The following is an 18,483-nucleotide window of genomic DNA, read 5'->3' on the forward strand; positions in this document are numbered from 1 at the left end:
TTCAGTTGAGTGATTTTGTTTATTCTATTTATCTGCGCAGTGACTCAACAGCAGCATTTCTTCATCAGTATAGAATTCACATCAGCCTCAAGACAAACTCACAGGATCCGTAGGCCTGTGGAAGCTCTTGCAAATGAATTGAGAATAGTCATTTGTATAACAGAGAAAAATCTAAGCAACATCACACATTATTCTTTGTTGAAATATTCTGATTCCACTTAATGTTATCCATACCTTAAATTGATTTATTTTTCTCGTTTAAACGCTTTATAATAATCATTGAGTTTTTGAATAATTTGTTTGAATTGTTTTAAATTTTCTTCTGTATTGCCAAGTCTTTGCACATAGTTGTTTGTCGCGATTTCTAAATCAATCTTTTCATTGATCAAAATTGTTTTATAGAACAAAGCCTTTAAATCATCAAAATTATTGAGTTTTCGGTTAGAAAAGTATTCCAGCCGTTCAGATAACTCACGATTTAAAACAATACCATCTACAATAAAACCCTGCTCAGCATCAATTTGCATATTATTTTCTTGTAGAAAAACTTGTTCAGGACCGTTTTTATTGCCCTTAAATAATGCTGCAATTTTATCAAACATCATTAAAACTCAATTAAATCAAAGATTCATCATAACAAAGATGACTAAAGTTCGCAGTAAAAGGCCGTTTTAAAACGACCATTTACCTGAACATAAACCATCAGCGTTATTCGTCACCTAAATCATCTAAGAAATCGACAGTAGGCACAAAGAATAAGGTTCCTGTCACTGCTGTACTAAAATCTAATAAACGATCTAAATTACCCTCTTCATCACCTTGAAACATATGCTCTAACATTTGTCGAGTGACACTAAATTTGCGTGCATAACCAATAAAGAAGGTGCCATATTCATTTTTAGATGGATTTGAGAACGGCATATTTGCACGCATGATTTTAATTTCATTACCATCTGCATCGTGTGCCTTACTCACTACATTGTGTGCTGTTTTAGGCTTTACATCATCACTCAGTTCAACATCATTAAACTTTTTACGTCCGATGACTTTTTCTTGTTCTTCATCACTGAGCGCACGCCACTTGTCCATATCATGCATATATTTTTGAATAAATGCATAACTGCCACCTTTAAAGTCTGGATCTTCATCACCCACCAGTGCATATTCAGCTGCAATTTCAGGCTCTGGGTTTTCTGTCCCATCAACAAAGCCAATAATCGCCCTACCGTCAAAATATCGAAAACCATTCACTTCATCCACTGGATAACTTACGGCTTTTAATTGCGTATTGATCATATCTGCCATTTCAAAACACAACGCTTGACGATCAGCACGAATATGGAAAAACAAATCACCTTCTGTTGAAACCGCCGTATATTTTGGCCCTTTAATTTCTTTAAACTGTTCTAATTCTTGTGGTTTAGCCTGATCGGGAAATAAACGCTCCCACGCATTTGCCCCAAATCCCATGACTGCACTAAATTGTGCATCTGGATAACGGTTGGTTAAACTACGTGTTAATGCTGAAAAATTTGCTGCAAAATCGATTACTGTATCTATTACTTCAGCCCCAAGCCTTAATCCTAAAACAATAAATAAGGCATTTTCCCCTGGACGATTCATTACAGGTTGAATTCGAGTTGAAGTCATAATTTATCTCAAAATATTCTATTGGTTACAATCTAACATAGGCTGTTTTAAAGCTTAAGTTTTTATCGTTAACAATCCACTAATTCACAATATTTATATGAATAGAAATGTTGCGAAAAATGATTAAAGCAATAATTTTTGAATTTTTTGTTCAGACACCTCTATTGTCATTATTTTTAAAATCACTTTGAGTAATAAGCATAAATTTTAAAACAACTGTTTTTTTCATCAAACACAATATTCAAACGCTGCAACAAAGTACGAAATTGATCTGTTTGATCTAAAATCAAATCACTGATCAATCTTCCTCTCGGTTTGCTCAGCATAGGCTTTACAATTAAATATTCAATTGCAATAAATACAGGCATAGCATCGTGATAGAAAGGATGCCAATCACCCAAATACCACGGAATTTTCTTCACAAATTGATCTTCAGCTTGTAGATCTCTATTTTCAGTCACCAATTTGACAATAAATGCAGGTGGAAAATCCAAGTCTGTCATTGCATGCAGAAGTTTGAGCCATTTTGAATCACTCATACAAGATACCAACTGCCGTTGATGCACGACCTGCTGAATTTTCAAAATATACTTTATATAGCCTTGGTCAGCCTTTAAAGTATTTATATGATTTCGATATTCAAGATAATTTTCTTGTAAACCCACATTTATCCTTCAATTAAAAGCACCTATGTTAGGTGCTTTTAACACATAGAGTTAACCATATTGTTTCTGTAAATAAGATACGATTGCTGCTGACTCAAAGAGTTTTTCACCTGTATTTGGATCTTCTAAATAAGGCACTTGAATGTCTTGCTTTGCGCGATCCATAACTGGAATAATTTTTTCACGTTTGCCACCCACCAAAGGAACATATTTACCCGGTTTTAAACGTAAAACTGCTGGGCCTAGATCTTGCCAACACTCTTTCGCCACATTATGAAAGATAAATGGAATTTCTAATTCAGTTAACACACCACGCACAACACGTGTATAGGGGCTTGCTTCAAACCCCCATAATTCCAATAATTGCGCTGGACTTGCACGATCAACAATTTTTTTATTAACCCAAACCCCGCGTGCACCATTAATAATGGTTCCCACCATAGCGACCGTTGGGTATTTAGGATAATGAGAATATTTCTTTGGTGTTTTGCCCGTTTTACCATAATGCTTAAATAAGTAATCAACAATCTTTTGCGATTCGTACATTGCTGTTCCCGTGTTTTCATCAATGAAATACGGAAAACGTAATTTCCCCCCTTTTTCTTTTACAACCTGACGATATTTAGTCCCACCTTTAGGGCATGGATAGACTTCATAATCCAAATTGAGCAAGGTCATCACTTCTCGTACACGGCGACAAAATGGTGAACCCTCAAACTCATATAACTTTAAAGCCTTTTCTGGCTGGTTTGGAAACGGAGTTCCTGTTACACCACGGCCTCCCTCAGTCAGTGATGAAGCCAAGGCTTGTACAACTTTAATTTGATGATGCACCATTTTATACCCCCTAGACGATTGCTTTCGCTTAAATAAAGCTTTTTATAAATCCACTAATTTTTCTTTTGAAACCACAATTCCATTGTTATCTGCATAGATATATTCACCAGAATTGAAAGTGACACTACCAAAATACACAGGAATATCGACCTCACCTATGCCTTTACGATTGCTTTTTTGTGGAATTGAAGCCAATGCATGGACACCTAGATCAAGCTCAACTAGCGCATCTACATCACGTACACAGCCGTAAATCACTACACCATTCCAGTGATGCTTAACCGCTGACTCTGCAATCATGTCACCCATCAGGGCACAACGCATGGATGCTCCACCATCGACAACCAAAACCTTGCCTGTTCCATCTGTAGCAAGTAACTCTTTCACTCGTGAGTTATCTTCAAAACACTTGACTGTCACGATTTGACCGCCAAAGGTTTTACGCGCCCCATAACTTCTAAAAAATTTACCATCTAGAGATGGGATCAAGGTTTGAATGTCTTGGTCTGGGTGATCATCTAATAAATCACAAGTTACAAAAGGTACTGTAGTCACGTTATCACTCCATTATTTGCTATTTTGTATACGCAAATTATCATAAATTTCAATTTTTTGAGTTTGTGTTTGAGCAGCCTCGACCATAGTATGAGCCACTTGTTGTGCTGTCACTGGCTTATATTTAAAAGAATTGGGTACCAAATGCGAAAATTTACCATACAGCTTTTGCGTTACATCTTCCAAGAATCGCTTTTCATTTCGATCACCAAGGAGTAACGATGGGCGAATAATTGAAAAACGATATAAATTCAACTTTTGTATATAGTCCTCAAGTTCACCTTTCACTTGATTATAAAAAATTGGCGAGCTGGCTTTTGCTCCCATCGCACTGACTAAAAGTAAATGGGTTTCAGTCATTTCAAATAAATCTGCAAAATGTGCATTGATCTCAAAATCAATATTATAGAAAGCTTCTTTAGAACCTGCCTTTTTAATAGTCGTTCCCAAACAACTGAATGCATGAGTGTAACCGCTGACATCTTGATCATTGAGTAGAAGGAAGTCATCCAATACAAATTGTTCAACTTTTTTAAATTTTAAAAAGTCAGGATTTTCTCGTCGCACAACAACTGTGATTTTTTCACAATCAGCCAATAAATTGAGCTGTTCAATGAGACGCTGCCCCACTAAACCTGTTGCTCCAATCACAATCGCATTTTTTATCGAATTAGTCATTTTTTAAACAATCTCCTAGATTTATTACTAATCTAACGTTTTATTTCAAATTTTTCTTCAACAAAAATGTTGTCAAAGCATGTCAACACTTGACTTTACTGGCCTCTTTAATCACAATATGGCACTTGTTTACGGGCTGGTGATAATCCTCTGATGTGGTTTTCAGATGTGGTTTCAGCCCGCCCAGACCCATCTAATTCAAGGAGTGCACGAGTGGCAAACTCTGCTCAAGCAAAAAAACGTGCTCGTCAAAACGTTAAAGCACGTAAACACAACGCAAGCTTGCGTTCAATGGTACGTACTTATATCAAACGCACAATCGCTGCTATCGCTACTGGTGAATATGCTGCTGCAACTGAAGCTTATAAAGCTGCAGTTCCAGTTATTGACCGTATGGCGGATAAAGGTATCATCCATAAAAACAAAGCTGCTCGTCACAAGAGCCGCTTGAATGCACAAGTTAAAGCGTTAGCTAACTAATTTTTGCATGTGAAAAGAGCCCTTTAAAGGGCTTTTTTTGTATGTAAAATTTGACTATAACGCTTTAAAATTAGAAAACATCAAAACTTATCTACCACTTCATCATTATTTCTCAGCAGATAGATAAGTAAGAGTTCTAAACTATAAAAATAATTACTTTGCTAAATGTGAAATTAAGACTGTTGCAGTGGATAAAATACCTTCCTGACGACCAGTAAAACCCAATTTCTCTGTGGTTGTTGCTTTAACACTAATTTGAGTCACATCAACATCTAACACATCTGCAATACTTTGACGCATTTCCAAATTGTGTTTGGCTAATTTAGGCCGTTCACATGCCACAGTAATATCAGCATTATTTAATTTATAACCACGGTCTAAAATTAATTGATAAACATGTTTTAAGAGCTTACGGCTATCCGCACCTTTAAATTCAGCATCTGTGTCTGGGAAATGCTGTCCAATATCACCTAAAGCCAATGCACCCAATAAAGCATCACATAATGCGTGTAACACGACATCACCATCAGAATGTGCTTTTAAACCATGCGTATGTGGAATTTGAACGCCTGCCAAAGTTACAAAATCACCTTCTTCAAAAGCATGTACATCCATTCCCTGCCCAATACGAATCGGTATGATCATTCTTAGCTCCTTTTGCAGTTTTTAAAATTTAAAAATCTTGTATTCGTACTTTCTCTTTCGCTATAGTACGTATGCAAACATTGTGAAAGTATAAGCGATCATGCTGTTGAATACAGAATTTAATCAAATTAAAACACTCTTGTCTGGTCTCATTTTGAGCTGTATCAGTACATCAGCTGTTTACGCCCTGCCTCTTGACTGTAAGCACCAAGATTCATCACTTTTAAAGAAGTTATGTGGTTCGCAGTATAGTGAACTACGCGCTCAATTAAATGAGAGCTATCTCACTGCATATCTGGTCACAGATGCACCAATACGCTTAATCAATGATACGCATCGTTTGTGGCTCAACCGTTTAAGTCAATGTAAAAGCAACGATTGTTTTAAACAACAGTTCGATATTCGCCTAGAAGACTTAAATTTTTACACTTCAATGAATCAAAGTTTAACCCAACATTTCATCAAATATGAACATGGTAAAATTTCAAAGCAACCCGCCCATTTACAAATCCATCAACTGACTAAAGATCGGATTAAAGTTGAAGGCATCGCCTACCGAAATCCCAATAACCGTAAAGATAGTCAAATTGTCTCATTGTTGGCTTACACCACGCCTGAAAAAAAGAATCAAATTTTGGACAATGAACATGACTGTAAATATGTGCTTAATTTCCAAAAAGCAATTTTGTCTGTGACAACAACACAAAAAGGCTGTGAGCGCTTTACTGGAATTTACCGTTTATATGATTAAGATTTATAATTAAATTTGGCAAAACCATGAGTACAAAACTAGCGTTAAGTGAAGAAAGATTAAAAATATTATCTGAATGTATGCAGAATTATGACGTGGGTGCTGATACAGATGAATGGCCTAACAATATCATTTCGCGCTTTACCAGCGTTTATAATGATGGGTCTATTTCAAAGCACAATATCCTATTGCAGCATGAAATTGATCCCGATGAATTAAAACTTTGTCAAAAACTAAGCGCTGAAATCGCCAATATCATGACAAATGTTGAAGTTGGTATGGGTTCAAACTCGGGTGATTATTTTCAAGATTTTTATATCATGCATTCACAAAACTCAGCTAGCCAAAAAATTACGCCTCAGCTGATTCAACAATACTTTGCCAATACTATTTTTCCTTTGGCAAACATTACGACTGAACCGCTTACAACCAATACACAGTGGTGGAAAGAAGTAGAACAAGATGGTGAAGAATCTCCAGCAGAATATTTTCAGCCTTGGCACAAGATGATGGATTGGTTTGCAGCACAACACGATTTTATCGACTGTGCATTTGTTCGGATTGGTGACTCAGCACTTTTAGAACAAATCAATTCTGATAATTACCCGAAAGGAACAATCATTACAGGTTGTGTCTTGCCTCGACTTGCATTGGGCTTAACCCAGAAGAGCAGCTTGGTTGGAATCTTTGGATATGTTGTACACAGTTAAGATCTAACGCCCCCAGAGCTAAAATACAAATAAAATAAGGTATAAACATGACTCAACTGTTAATTTTAGACCAAATCTCACAACACCTTGATCAAACCTCTTTTGGCGGTCTTCCTGTTAAAACGATTGGCTTACAAGTTGAATGGCCTTGCTGCACAAATTGTGATGGTGCAATGCAATACCTTGGCAAAGTAAAAACTGATCTCGGTTTAGAATTGATCTTTATGTGTAGCCAAGATCCGGGGATGTGTGATGACTGGGATGCAGATGGTGGTGGTAATAAAGTTATTGTCATTACAGAGATTCATGCTCTTGAAAAATTCCAACCGTTAGAACCTGAAAATACCTTACGTGAAACGGAATATGGCGCCAAGATTTTCCAAGATTCGCAAGAAGAATATTCACAATCGCGTGAACTTTGGCAAGGACCCAAGAGAGAAATTTTAGGTCAGCTTTCTGGCTCAGCTGAGTGGCTGCAAAATGATGAAACACCTGAATGTGATTGCTGCCAAAAGCCTATGCGCTTTGTTGCTCAACTAGAGACCGGACCTGATCATAGAACTGAGATGAATTTTGGTGGAGGAGGTTCCGCCTACCTATTTGATTGCCCTCAGGGTAAAACTGCTAAATTTCTATGGCAATGCTAGCCTTCACCATGGATATATCTAATGGATAAAAAAGTCATTTCCAAACTATTACAACGTCAGTTTTATCCCATTTTAAAAGCACAAGGCTTTATAAAAAAAGGCGATGTATTTAGGCAGGTTGAGGGAGAAGTTATTCGAATCGTCGATATACAGCACTCCATTAAAAGACATTGTTTTCAAGTTAATCTCGGTATTCACCTCATCCCATTAGGTGAATATGTTATGCGATGTACAGGTAACGCTTTAGATATTGAAAAAATGCGTGATTATGATTGTGCATGGCGTAGTTCGATCCTACCTTATTTAATCAATGATCATGACAACGATTGGTCATATACCTCAAATGAACAAGATGCTAACGAAATGGTGCAATTTCTAGTATCTGAGTGGAATCGTCAAAGCCAAAATTTCTTTAATCGATTGGCACATTGGCCTGAAGATTTTCTCAAGAAAGCGCATCAGGCCTGTATAAATCCCTTACATCCCGCACACATGTGTACCCTATGCTATGTAGCTGGTGCTGCTGGTGATTTACAATTGGTCAAGAGGCTCGCTGAGATTGCAATTGATGCTGTTCCTGAACGAGCCATCTCATTAAAAGAACGATTAGCATCATTTATCCAAGATCCAAGTTCGGCGATTCCGCAAATTATCGATGAATGACGAAATGAAGCAGTCAAATGCGCTATTCACCAAATTGAAATATTTGTTATATTTTCTAACAACTTTCACGATCCGATTTAAAGTTTTACGCTTTATTTCCTGACTTAATTAACTTATAAATAACTATATATAAATAGTCTGATGACATATTTGTTGTAAATACCGAACACCAAACAATAGAGGATCAAAGGTGTTGCTATGGATTTGAACATGTATCTCACCAATAAATTTAAGAATTTTAATGAGTTTCTAGAAACGCATTGGCATGACTACCCCAATAAATACAAAGAAATCCAAACACTGCTGTTTTTTCAAGCCTATACCACCAAGCCACTTTCCGAGAAATTTGAAATCAATATTGATCAGGCCTTAAAGTATCCAACCTTAAGATATTACTTTCAACAGATTGAAAAATATATCCATATACCGCCCAAGCAACTGTTTCCTAACTCATTTCATCGCCCTTATGAACATATTTTAAATGAGTTTAAATATTTAAGCTTTTACCAAGAAGCTTTTGAATTTCACAAAAACTTAGAAAAAATAAGAAATACCTTTAATAAAATTTCAATTCCAATTGCCAGTCATGCTATTTACACAGAAATTTTACAATATCTCAATTTGAGCTTTGAATACCTTGCTGATCCAAACTTAGCCAACGAGTTAAAGATTAAATTAATTTACCAATGGCAAGATATTCATAATTTAGAAACTGTTGCCGCATATAAATCATTAGAAAAAATTAAGACCACACTCAATCATTATCGGCAAAATTCCTGTTCAGAGTACTATTTTAATTTAATTCAACTGGGTGAAAATCAACGGATTGAATTTAAAGAACGTACCACTGACCTATTAACCAACCGCAAATCAGATAAATGGGTCAAAGCGTGCTTTGCATTTATGAATACCCGCAATGGCTATGTATTTATAGGCGTTGCTGATGATTTAACCATTGTAGGGATTGAAAATGAACTTGCGGAACACTTTAATAATTCACTCGACTTAATGAAGCGGAGTTTGATTGATAAACTGGCACACGAAAGTAACAAAATTTCAAATATTTATACCACACTAGAAGAAATACAGATTCAAGGAAAAACCATATTGGTCTTTAAATGTAATAAATCGGACCGTCCTTTGTATTACAAAGGCGAACTGTTTATGCGCACCAATGGACAAACAACACGCGTTCCACCTGAACTGATTGAAAGTTTTCGGGTAGAATTTTATTGTTAGCATTCAATAGTTAAAATCTTTGCCTAGAAGAATCAAAAATATGAATTACCCTCAGTTTAAATATCATCCCAATGCATACAAACTTGATCTGTTTGAAAAAGAAGATGGTATTTGTTCAATTTGCAATCAACAACGCGACTTAAAGTACGTATGTTCTTTCTATAGCATAGATGAACCCGATTATATCTGTCCGTGGTGTATTGCCAATGGTGCAGCAGCGCAAAAATACGATGGAGAATACAATGACTATTGTGGCATTGAAGGTATTTCTTCAAACCCAAATGTTCCATCCGAAAAAATCAACCCTGAGTTTTTAGATGAAATCTGCTTAAAAACGCCAAGTTATCATAGTTGGCAACAAGAAGTTTGGCTGGTGCATTGCAATGAACCATGTCAGTTTATCGCTTATGCGGATAGTGAAATGCTTAAACCAATTTGGGATGAGGTTAAAGCCGATATTGAAGAAAATGGTTATCCAGTAGAGCTTATCCAAGATCACCTCAGTATCGACGGTGATTTAACAGGCTATCTGTTTCAATGCATTCATTGCCAACAACATCGCTTACATATAGATTGTAGTTAAATACATAATCAAACTTTATAAGTTAAACCTTATAGCTTTGGCTAAGTAACTGGCTTAAATGCTGTTTAATGCCCTGCCATTCATCTTTGATTATGCTGTATATAACAGTATCGCGAACAGTTCCATCTTTTCGTAGTGCATCTTGACGTAGCACACCATCATAATGCGCACCTAGACGCTCAATCGCACTTTGACTTTTAATATTGCGAATATCCGTCCTTAATACAACCGAGTTAGCTTGTAGTTTTTCAAATGCGTACTCAAGCAACAACAACTTACAACTGGTATTAATATGACTGCGTTGTGCTGATTGTGCATACCATGTATAGCCAATCTCAACACGGCGCACCTCCCAAATAAAATCGCGAAAACTGGTGGTTCCTACAATACGACCATTCCGCTGATTTAAAACAACAAAAGGTACGCGTATTCCCAAAGATTTTTGTTCAAGTGCCTTGGCAATATAAGCCTTGATCTGAGAATAATGTGGAACCGATGTATATTCCAATTCCCACAAGCGGCCATCTTTACATACCTCAACTAAAGCATTCTCATGTTCTATTTGTAGTGGTAAAAGCTGCACTTGATGGGTTTGTAATGATGTATAAAGCGTTGAAAAGATATCTTGATTCATAGCAATTACACCAATGTAAAGAATGCTCCTCCATTGTCCGCTATGTTTTTGAAAGTTTTATGATCAAAATATGAAATCACCATGACGATCTTTCAAATGATTTCAAAGGCATTTGCATGCCCTTGAATCGAATATAATTCAACAAAATAGTTATTTTTTATAATGTGCCAACATGTCTTGTAAATGTGCTTTTACATTGTTCCACTCACCTTGCGAAATACTGTACAACACCGTATCTCGAATCGTACCATCTTTACGCATTTGATCACCCCGAATAATGCCATCTTTTTTAGCACCTAAACGTTCAATGGCTTTTTGGCTTTTAAAATTAAATTGATCAGTCCGCAACGCCACGATATTGGCTTGAAGTTGTTCAAAAGCAAATCCTAATAACAATAGTTTGCAGCTTGTATTGACATGGGTTCGCTGTGCCGATTGTGCATACCATGTATAGCCGATTTCAAAACGTTTTACGTTTAATAAAATATCGTGATAACTGGTCGTTCCCAAGACTTTCCCTGAGCTTTGCTCTATGACAACAAAGGGATAACGGCTGCCTTGTGCTTTTTGTATTAATGCTTTTTCAATATAATTTTTAACTTCTGTGTAATGTGGTGTAGAGGTAATTCGTAGATTCCACAATTCACCATCACGACACGCTTCAGCGAGTCCTTGCTCGTGTTCAAAAGACAGTGGTACTAAGCGAATATTATTTAGTTGTAAATCTAAATGAATAAATAATTGTTCAAATGCATCCATCTCATATCCACCAGTTTAATCTATAAAGTTACCGTTTGATTTCATTGTAAAGTGATCAGCATCAATCGTATTAACAGCGAAGCTTTCTTGCTGTTAAGTCATTATATTGCCAAGGCTAAACATACCACTCCAGCCAAACCTAAAACCAGTCCTAGAGCGGTAATCACTTTAAGCTTTTCTTTAAAAATTAACAGCCCTGCAATGACCCCAAATAACACCACAAGGATATTCATCCCTGCAAAAACGATGGCTGGAGAATCTTTTAATAAAATATGCGCTTTGACATATAAAGTAATATTGGCAAAATTTAAAATCCCCAAGGCCAAACCAGCAACACAGTTCTGCGGCTTCCACTGAGTTTTTCGAATCAGTAAATAAGCGACAGATAATAGGAATGAACAGATAAACATCAAGGTTAATGTAACTGGAAACTGTAAGCCCAGGCTGGTTGTATATTTCAATAAAACATCAACCAAAGCATAACCTACCCAAACACTGAGTAAATAAAGGATCCCTTTCTGATTGAGGGATGAATTTGATGGACTCGACTGGGAAAGTACAATACATAAAACTGCCACGATACCCAAACCGATACCAAGCATTTTTAATTGGTTAAATTGTTCTTGGAATAAAAAATATGCAGCCAATAATGATAAAACCACAGATAATCGTTGTGCAATTTCAGTTTTTAAAATTCCTGCACTATTTAATGATTTAGCTAGACATAAAAAAATACTGGGTAATACAACACCTAAACCAAAAATCAACCACCATGGTGTATTTGAAATTGAAATATGGGCCAAATCAGGCTTAAACCAGATATAGCTCAATACACTGGCGATTGCATAATTCCAAGCAATCATTTGCAATGCATCAAAACCTTTTTGTTTGGTCCATTTTAAAAGCATTGAAACCAACACACTACAAAGTGCTGCTGAAAATATGAGTTCCATAATTTACTTCTTATCTCACCAATCATTGCAAAATTTATGCGGAACCGAGTCGCTATGATTCAAGAAAAAGCCCACTAGCATGAGTGGGCTTTTAGGTAATCAACAACCATCAAAGATTATTTATAACGATCAACCATTTTTTCTAAAGAAATTGGGCGAATCTTATCTGCATTACCCGCAGTACCAAATGCTGTATAACGATCGACACAGATTTGTTTCATTGCTTCAACAGTTTCACCGAAGAATTTACGTGGGTCAAATTCACTTGGTTTTTCAGCCATCATACGGCGCATTGCACCTGTAGATGCTAAACGTAAATCTGTATCGATGTTGATTTTACGTACACCATGCTTGATTGCTTCAACCAACTGTTCAACTGGAACACCATAAGTTTCTTTGATGTCACCACCATATTGGTTAATAATCGCTAACCATTCTTGTGGTACCGAGCTTGAACCATGCATAACAAGATGAGTATTTGGAAGTGCCGCATGAATTTCTTTAATACGGTCAATTGCCAAGATATCGCCTGTAGGTGGACGAGTAAACTTGTACGCACCATGAGAAGTACCAACTGCAATTGCTAAAGCATCAACATTGGTATCTGCAACGAATTGACGAGCTTCTTCAACAGAAGTGAGAAGTTGAGAATGATCAAGTACACCTTCTGCACCAACACCATCTTCTTCACCAGCCAAACCTGTTTCAAGGCTACCCAAACAGCCAATTTCGCCTTCTACAGAAACACCACATGCATGTGCCATTTCAACAGTACGACGTGTTACATCAACGTTATATTCATAAGACGTTGGTGTTTTACCGTCTGCACCTAAAGAACCATCCATCATTACAGATGAAAATCCAAGCTGGATCGAACGTTGACAAACATCTGGGCTTGTACCATGATCTTGATGCATTACCACTGGAATATGTGGCCATTCTTCAATTGCAGCTAAAATTAAATGACGTAAAAATGGAGCACCTGCATATTTTCGTGCACCAGCAGAAGCTTGCACAATTACAGGTGAATTTGTTGCGTCAGCGGCTAACATAATTGCGCGCATTTGTTCTAAGTTGTTCACATTAAACGCTGGAACGCCGTAACTATGTTCACCGGCATGATCCAAGAGTTGGCGCAATGAGATAAGAGCCATAATATCCTCCCAAGTAATGCCCCATATTCTACATGTTGCTTTATTTCAATTCAGCAACAATATTGACTATTTCATAAAAAATCCCCGCGTTTGCGAGGACTTTTAACAAATAACAACATTTAGAAAGATTATTGAGCTTTAGGTGCTTCTTCTTCAGTCGCTGGTGTAGCCGCATCCGCTGGAGCATTTGCTTTTTCAGCTGGAACATCTGTATTTTTTTCATCCAAAACAGGCTGATCAAGCGCATCAATCACAGCTTGTTGTTCTGCAGATGTGTTTGCTGATTCTGCTGAAGCAGCTTCAGAAGAAGATGTTTGTTCTGAGGCTGGTGCTTTTTCTTGTTTAGAACATGCAGTAAATGCCAAAGGAGCAATAAGAAGTGCTGCAAGTGTAAATTTAAATTTCATCACATTTCCCAGTGTTGGTGATTGGATTTGATCTAGTTTATTGCAGTTATATTTCATTTTTATTACTTTACAATGAATCTCTCAGATAAAAAAGGCTGACACGAGGTCAGCCTTTCATATAAACGTCATAATTAAAATAATTTTTCAATTAAGCACGTTCAAGCAATACCGCTACAGCTGGAAGTGTTTTGCCTTCAACAAATTCAAGGAATGCACCACCACCAGTTGAAATATAACCAATTTTGTCTGCAACTTGGTATTTATCAATTGCTGCCAAAGTATCACCACCACCAGCAATAGAGAATCCTTCAGATTCTGCAATTGCCAAAGAAAGTGTTTTTGTACCTTCGCCAAATTGATCCACTTCAAACACGCCAACTGGACCATTCCAAAGGATCGTTTTAGACGTTTTTAAGATTTCAGCAAAAGCTTTCGCAGTTTCAGGACCGACATCCAAAATCATGTCATTGTCTGCTACATCTTCAACTTTTTTTACTGTTGCTTTAGCATTTGCCAATGAACCTAAGAAATCTGCAAAGTCGATTGCAGATGCATCTGCCACAACAACATCGGTTGGAAGTGGAACAGATACTTTTGCCGCAATCGCTTTCGCTGTGTCAATCAAATCATGTTCACACAATGATTTACCGACATTGAAGCCAGCTGCGGCTAAGAATGTATTGGCAATACCACCACCAACAATCAATTGATCACAAATATCAGAAAGCGAAGTTAAAACATCAAGTTTAGTAGAAACTTTAGAACCAGCAACAATTGCAACCATTGGTTTTTCAGGTGTTTGCAACGCACGACCTAAAGCATCTAATTCAGCTGCAAGCAAAGGGCCAGCTGCTGCAACTTTTGCTAAGCGTGCTACACCTTCAGTTGATGCTTCTGCACGATGCGCTGTACCAAATGCATCCATCACAAATACATCACAAAGCGCTGCATATTTTGCTGAAAGTTCAGCATTATTTTTCTTTTCACCCACATTGAAACGACAGTTTTCAAGTAATACCACTTGCCCTGCTGCAACTTCAACACCATCTAAATAATCTGTAAATAATTTAACGTCTTGACCAAGCGCCTCAGTTAAATAAGCAGCTACAGGAACTAATGATTGTTCCGCTTTTGGCTCACCTTCAACGGGACGACCAAGATGAGAATACACCATGACCGCAGCACCTTTCTCAAGTGCCAATTTAATTGTCGGTAATGCAGCACGTAAACGTGCATCACTTGTAATCACACCATTTTTAACAGGTACGTTTAAGTCTTCACGAATAAGTACACGCTTGCCTGCTAAATCGAGGTCAGTCATACGCTGAAAATTCATGTATAGCTCTCTTATAGATATTAAAAATCGCGTAGATTCTAAATGATTACACAAAAAAAGGTTAGATACTTTTGTAGAAAAGCTGTAGAAAAGTTGAGATTTGATTATTATAGGGCGAACTTTTAAATTCTATACGCTTATGTCTTTTCATCCCGATCCTAAAATCAATGGTTTAAATGTCTTAGGTGAACCTTTAGCAAGTTGTTGTTTTTCTCCAATCACAGGTTATTTTCGTAATGGTTTCTGCCATACAGCAACAACCGACCTCGGTCAGCACACTGTATGCGCTGAAATGACTTCAGAATTTTTAAATTTTTCACAAAAAGTGGGAAATGACCTAATTACACCGCTGCCAGAACACGGCTTTCCGGGACTACAACCTGGTGATTTTTGGTGTTTATGTGTGACGCGTTGGGTTGAGGCCTATCAAAATGACATGGCACCTCGTGTAAAACTACAAGCCTGTCATCAAGCTGTTTTGGCGTATGTTCCCTTAGATCTCTTGATGGAATATGCAGTATAACTAGGCATGAATTATTCAAAGATGAATCACCCTGAAATTATTTTGGCTTCATCGAGCCAAACCCGTAAAGATTTAATGAATCGTTTGCGTTTAGACTATCATTGTATCTCTCCTGAAATCGATGAATCACCACAGGGTGAGTCTCATGCCGATGATTTGGCTAAACGCTTGGCTTTTGAAAAAGCCCGAATCATTGCTCAAGAACATCCAAATGCAATTGTGATTGGGTCAGATCAGGTGGCTTGGCGTGAACATGCACCACAAGATTTTATTGGTAAACCTCTATCTGTAGAAAAAGCCATTCAACAGCTACAAGCCAATTCAGGCAAAAATGTCTTTTTTAGTACTGCCTTAAGTGTGCAACATTTGGCTTCTGGTTTTGAACAAACCTTGGTTGAGCATTATCATGTGAAATTTCGTGACTTAACTTTGGCTGAAATTGAGCGTTATATCGAAATTGATCAACCTCTGCATTGTGCGGGTAGCTTTAAGTGTGAAAGTCTTGGTATTAGTTTATTTGAGCAAATGATTGGGCCAGACCAAACCACTTTGATGGGTATGCCAATGATTCAGTTATGTGGAATTTTAAGGAAGTTGGGAATCCTGCTACCTTAATTTCCACATTGTATAATAAGCTCGATCTTATTATAAATTTTCATAATTACATGGACTTTGTGTTATTTGCTCATGCATTAAAAAAGGATGAAGACTTTTTGAGTTAATCCCATAAATCCTGATAATGCGTTGCAAATAACATAAGCCCTTCTTTAATCTTAGCCTTAGATTCTGTTTGGCAGTCCCCCATCAAGACCAAATCAAAAGCAAGAATCATCTTGTTTAAATACTCTAACCAAATTTGATTTAATTGCGCCTCACTAAAATCATTCACTTGCGCTTCATTCACCACCCAAGTTGGAATAGACATATTTTTGCCTTTGATAATCAATTGTCGATACGAACGCAATACTGAAAGTGTTTTGTTTGCAATTTCTTTTTTTGGGTCAGAATAATACGAAATAGGAACAAATCCATATCCCTCAATCCAATTAAAAATGCTTTCTTTTAAATCTAGGCAAATCTCGAATATATTATGAGATATTTTTTTTAAAATCATGACTTTTATAACTCCTTTAATTTTCAAAAAGCATGGCTGTTTTTATATAAATATATTTTGAATAAATTTACAAATACTTGCACCACCTGTCATCTCATAAGACAATAGCCACATTATAGATTCAAATTTGCTTAGGCTATTTTCATGTCCCTACCTTTAGATGTTCTTGGCGGAATTACTGCTGAACAATTCCTCTCAGAATACTGGCAAAAAAAACCTTTATTGGTTCGTAATGCTTTACCTGAAATTGCCAATATCCTTGTTCCAGATGACGTCATGGAGCTTGCTCTGGATGAAAACATCACAGCACGCCTGATTAAGCAAAAAGACAAAGATCCAAATCAATGGTCAGTAAAATCATCACCGCTCATCAAAGGTGATTTTCAAAAAATGCCAAAACTTTGGACCTTATTGATTCAAGCTGTAGATCATTATTCATTTGATTTAGCAGAGCTTTGGAAGAAATTTCCTTTTATTCCACAGTGGCGTCGTGATGACATTATGGTCTCTTATGCTGCTAAAGGTGGTTCTGTAGGTCAGCATTTTGACTTTTATGATGTATTTCTTGTACAAGGTTATGGACACCGTCGTTGGCAACTTGGACAAATGTGTGATGCTGAATCTGAATTTGTTGAAGGGCAGCCGTTAAAGCTACTTCCAGAAATGGAGATCAATTTTGATGAAGTTTTAGCGCCAGGTGATTTACTTTATGTCCCACCAGGATTGTCACATTATGGTGTAGCGGAAGACGATTGCCTAACCTACTCTTTTGGTTTCCGTATGCCGAATATTGCAGACATGATGGATCGTGTCAGCGATAAATTTGTCGAAGACCAACAACTACGTAATCCGCTTATCGACATCTTACGGAATAAACAAAACCCGATTGGGCAAGTAACACAAGCTGAACTCGATTATTTAAAAACTGAATTATTGGCAAAATTAAACAATTCTAAAGTGTTAGAAGATGCCATTATGAGTCTAATGGCTGAAGCAAAGTACCCTGAAAATATTCCAGATGCTGAAGCGATTGGCACTGGAGATTTAGAAGAAGTTCTTGACCAAGGCTATTTACTACAAATTGAGCCAGCCTCTCGATTAATTTATCTTCAACAGAATCATGAATTATTATTCTGGGCAAATGGTGAATCGATCTGTATTTCTGAACAATTTGCACCCCATTTAAAGCAGATTGCAGATGGACAAAGTGTCAAACTCAATCATGAATTGTCTGATGATGAAATATTAGAAGACATTGCTGGATTGTTGAATGAATCTATCTTGATGCTTGTTCCAACTGACGAATAAAATTTGCAATCTAACTCTAACAATGTAACGCTTAAATAAAGCTTGAAAATTCAGGCTTTATTTCTATCAATTTACTTTCAGCATAACTTTAAGAAATAACTCGCTCATCCTTGCTTAAGCTGATATTTGAGTGAGTTTGAGGACTTAACCAAAGTAAAATTAAACACTTCATCCCACTAGAGATAAAGACTT

At 36.9% G+C, this 18,483-nt stretch carries 24 protein-coding genes; 10 read left to right on the forward strand and 14 right to left on the reverse strand.

Annotated elements, in window-relative coordinates:
- Positions 1-245: 245 nt before the first annotated feature.
- The 6 genes from FHR28_RS10245 to FHR28_RS10270 form a co-directional block, all read right to left on the reverse strand.
- Positions 246-602, reverse strand: a complete 357-nt coding sequence (locus tag FHR28_RS10245; RefSeq protein WP_151957374.1) for a hypothetical protein — start codon at positions 600-602, stop codon at positions 246-248.
- 106 nt (positions 603-708) lie between these two features.
- Positions 709-1,650: a Dyp-type peroxidase gene (locus tag FHR28_RS10250; RefSeq protein ID WP_004720648.1), complete on the reverse strand. Its 942-nt coding sequence runs from the start codon at positions 1,648-1,650 to the stop codon at positions 709-711.
- A 182-nt stretch (positions 1,651-1,832) separates the two neighbouring features.
- Positions 1,833-2,315, reverse strand: a complete 483-nt coding sequence (locus FHR28_RS10255) for a DUF6678 family protein (RefSeq protein WP_166782526.1) — start codon at positions 2,313-2,315, stop codon at positions 1,833-1,835.
- 51 nt (positions 2,316-2,366) lie between these two features.
- Positions 2,367-3,152 carry a glutathione S-transferase N-terminal domain-containing protein gene (locus FHR28_RS10260; protein WP_151957364.1) on the reverse strand — a complete coding sequence of 262 codons (786 nt, stop codon included), beginning with the start codon at positions 3,150-3,152 and terminating at the stop codon, positions 2,367-2,369.
- A gap of 42 nt (positions 3,153-3,194) precedes the next feature.
- A complete protein-coding gene (rraA, locus tag FHR28_RS10265) occupies positions 3,195-3,707 on the reverse strand; it encodes a ribonuclease E activity regulator RraA (RefSeq protein ID WP_004720654.1) in 513 nt (170 codons plus the stop codon).
- Between the two features lie 12 nt (positions 3,708-3,719).
- Positions 3,720-4,385, reverse strand: coding sequence for a nucleoside-diphosphate sugar epimerase (locus FHR28_RS10270; RefSeq protein ID WP_166782527.1), 666 nt, complete (start codon positions 4,383-4,385; stop codon positions 3,720-3,722).
- Positions 4,386-4,598: 213 nt separating this feature from the next.
- On the opposite strand from FHR28_RS10270, the gene rpsT reads away from it, so the two are divergent.
- Complete coding sequence (rpsT, locus tag FHR28_RS10275; RefSeq protein ID WP_004720657.1) at positions 4,599-4,865, forward strand: 30S ribosomal protein S20; 267 nt, start codon at positions 4,599-4,601, stop codon at positions 4,863-4,865.
- 153 nt (positions 4,866-5,018) lie between these two features.
- Here the strand turns inward: rpsT and ispF are convergent, their stop codons facing one another.
- Complete coding sequence (ispF, locus tag FHR28_RS10280) at positions 5,019-5,510, reverse strand: 2-C-methyl-D-erythritol 2,4-cyclodiphosphate synthase (RefSeq protein ID WP_004720660.1); 492 nt, start codon at positions 5,508-5,510, stop codon at positions 5,019-5,021.
- Between the two features lie 100 nt (positions 5,511-5,610).
- Between ispF and FHR28_RS10285 the strand changes: the two genes are divergently transcribed.
- The 6 genes from FHR28_RS10285 to FHR28_RS10310 all read left to right on the forward strand — a co-directional run bounded on the left by FHR28_RS10285 (position 5,611) and on the right by FHR28_RS10310 (position 10,103).
- Positions 5,611-6,261, forward strand: a complete 651-nt coding sequence (locus tag FHR28_RS10285) for a hypothetical protein (RefSeq protein WP_004720662.1) — start codon at positions 5,611-5,613, stop codon at positions 6,259-6,261.
- 26 nt (positions 6,262-6,287) lie between these two features.
- A complete protein-coding gene (locus tag FHR28_RS10290; RefSeq protein ID WP_171527312.1) occupies positions 6,288-6,971 on the forward strand; it encodes a hypothetical protein in 684 nt (227 codons plus the stop codon).
- A 47-nt stretch (positions 6,972-7,018) separates the two neighbouring features.
- Positions 7,019-7,618: a hypothetical protein gene (locus FHR28_RS10295; protein WP_151957367.1), complete on the forward strand. Its 600-nt coding sequence runs from the start codon at positions 7,019-7,021 to the stop codon at positions 7,616-7,618.
- Positions 7,619-7,639: 21 nt separating this feature from the next.
- Complete coding sequence (locus tag FHR28_RS10300; protein ID WP_151957368.1) at positions 7,640-8,281, forward strand: DUF4304 domain-containing protein; 642 nt, start codon at positions 7,640-7,642, stop codon at positions 8,279-8,281.
- A gap of 198 nt (positions 8,282-8,479) precedes the next feature.
- A complete protein-coding gene (locus FHR28_RS10305; RefSeq protein WP_096734050.1) occupies positions 8,480-9,520 on the forward strand; it encodes a helix-turn-helix domain-containing protein in 1,041 nt (346 codons plus the stop codon).
- Between the two features lie 40 nt (positions 9,521-9,560).
- Positions 9,561-10,103, forward strand: coding sequence for a CbrC family protein (locus FHR28_RS10310; protein ID WP_105712724.1), 543 nt, complete (start codon positions 9,561-9,563; stop codon positions 10,101-10,103).
- A gap of 22 nt (positions 10,104-10,125) precedes the next feature.
- Here the strand turns inward: FHR28_RS10310 and FHR28_RS10315 are convergent, their stop codons facing one another.
- The 6 genes from FHR28_RS10315 to FHR28_RS10340 form a co-directional block, all read right to left on the reverse strand.
- On the reverse strand, positions 10,126-10,737 hold the full coding sequence (locus tag FHR28_RS10315) for a GNAT family N-acetyltransferase (protein ID WP_096734048.1): 612 nt from the start codon (positions 10,735-10,737) through the stop codon (positions 10,126-10,128).
- Between the two features lie 150 nt (positions 10,738-10,887).
- A complete protein-coding gene (locus FHR28_RS10320; protein WP_166782528.1) occupies positions 10,888-11,496 on the reverse strand; it encodes a GNAT family N-acetyltransferase in 609 nt (202 codons plus the stop codon).
- Between the two features lie 101 nt (positions 11,497-11,597).
- Entirely contained in the window at positions 11,598-12,449 is an 852-nt protein-coding gene (locus FHR28_RS10325) for a DMT family transporter (protein ID WP_166782529.1), read from the reverse strand.
- A 116-nt stretch (positions 12,450-12,565) separates the two neighbouring features.
- A complete protein-coding gene (gene fba, locus FHR28_RS10330; RefSeq protein WP_004720677.1) occupies positions 12,566-13,603 on the reverse strand; it encodes a class II fructose-bisphosphate aldolase in 1,038 nt (345 codons plus the stop codon).
- 128 nt (positions 13,604-13,731) lie between these two features.
- Complete coding sequence (locus tag FHR28_RS10335; RefSeq protein ID WP_004720678.1) at positions 13,732-14,010, reverse strand: hypothetical protein; 279 nt, start codon at positions 14,008-14,010, stop codon at positions 13,732-13,734.
- A gap of 148 nt (positions 14,011-14,158) precedes the next feature.
- Positions 14,159-15,346: a phosphoglycerate kinase gene (locus tag FHR28_RS10340; RefSeq protein WP_166782530.1), complete on the reverse strand. Its 1,188-nt coding sequence runs from the start codon at positions 15,344-15,346 to the stop codon at positions 14,159-14,161.
- A gap of 139 nt (positions 15,347-15,485) precedes the next feature.
- Between FHR28_RS10340 and FHR28_RS10345 the strand changes: the two genes are divergently transcribed.
- Positions 15,486-15,869, forward strand: a complete 384-nt coding sequence (locus FHR28_RS10345; protein WP_004720680.1) for a DUF2237 family protein — start codon at positions 15,486-15,488, stop codon at positions 15,867-15,869.
- Between the two features lie 21 nt (positions 15,870-15,890).
- Positions 15,891-16,484 (forward strand): Maf family protein, encoded by a 594-nt coding sequence (locus tag FHR28_RS10350; protein ID WP_166782799.1) that lies wholly within the window; start codon positions 15,891-15,893, stop codon positions 16,482-16,484.
- Positions 16,485-16,587: 103 nt separating this feature from the next.
- Here the strand turns inward: FHR28_RS10350 and FHR28_RS10355 are convergent, their stop codons facing one another.
- Positions 16,588-16,983 (reverse strand): hypothetical protein, encoded by a 396-nt coding sequence (locus FHR28_RS10355; protein WP_105712730.1) that lies wholly within the window; start codon positions 16,981-16,983, stop codon positions 16,588-16,590.
- Between the two features lie 144 nt (positions 16,984-17,127).
- Here FHR28_RS10355 and FHR28_RS10360 point away from each other — a divergent pair, with 144 nt between their 5' ends.
- Positions 17,128-18,291, forward strand: a complete 1,164-nt coding sequence (locus FHR28_RS10360; RefSeq protein ID WP_166782531.1) for a cupin domain-containing protein — start codon at positions 17,128-17,130, stop codon at positions 18,289-18,291.
- Positions 18,292-18,483 lie beyond the last annotated feature (192 nt).

Origin of the sequence: Acinetobacter sp. BIGb0196, assembly GCF_011759595.1 — a bacterium.
GTDB lineage: Bacteria > Pseudomonadota > Gammaproteobacteria > Pseudomonadales > Moraxellaceae > Acinetobacter > Acinetobacter guillouiae.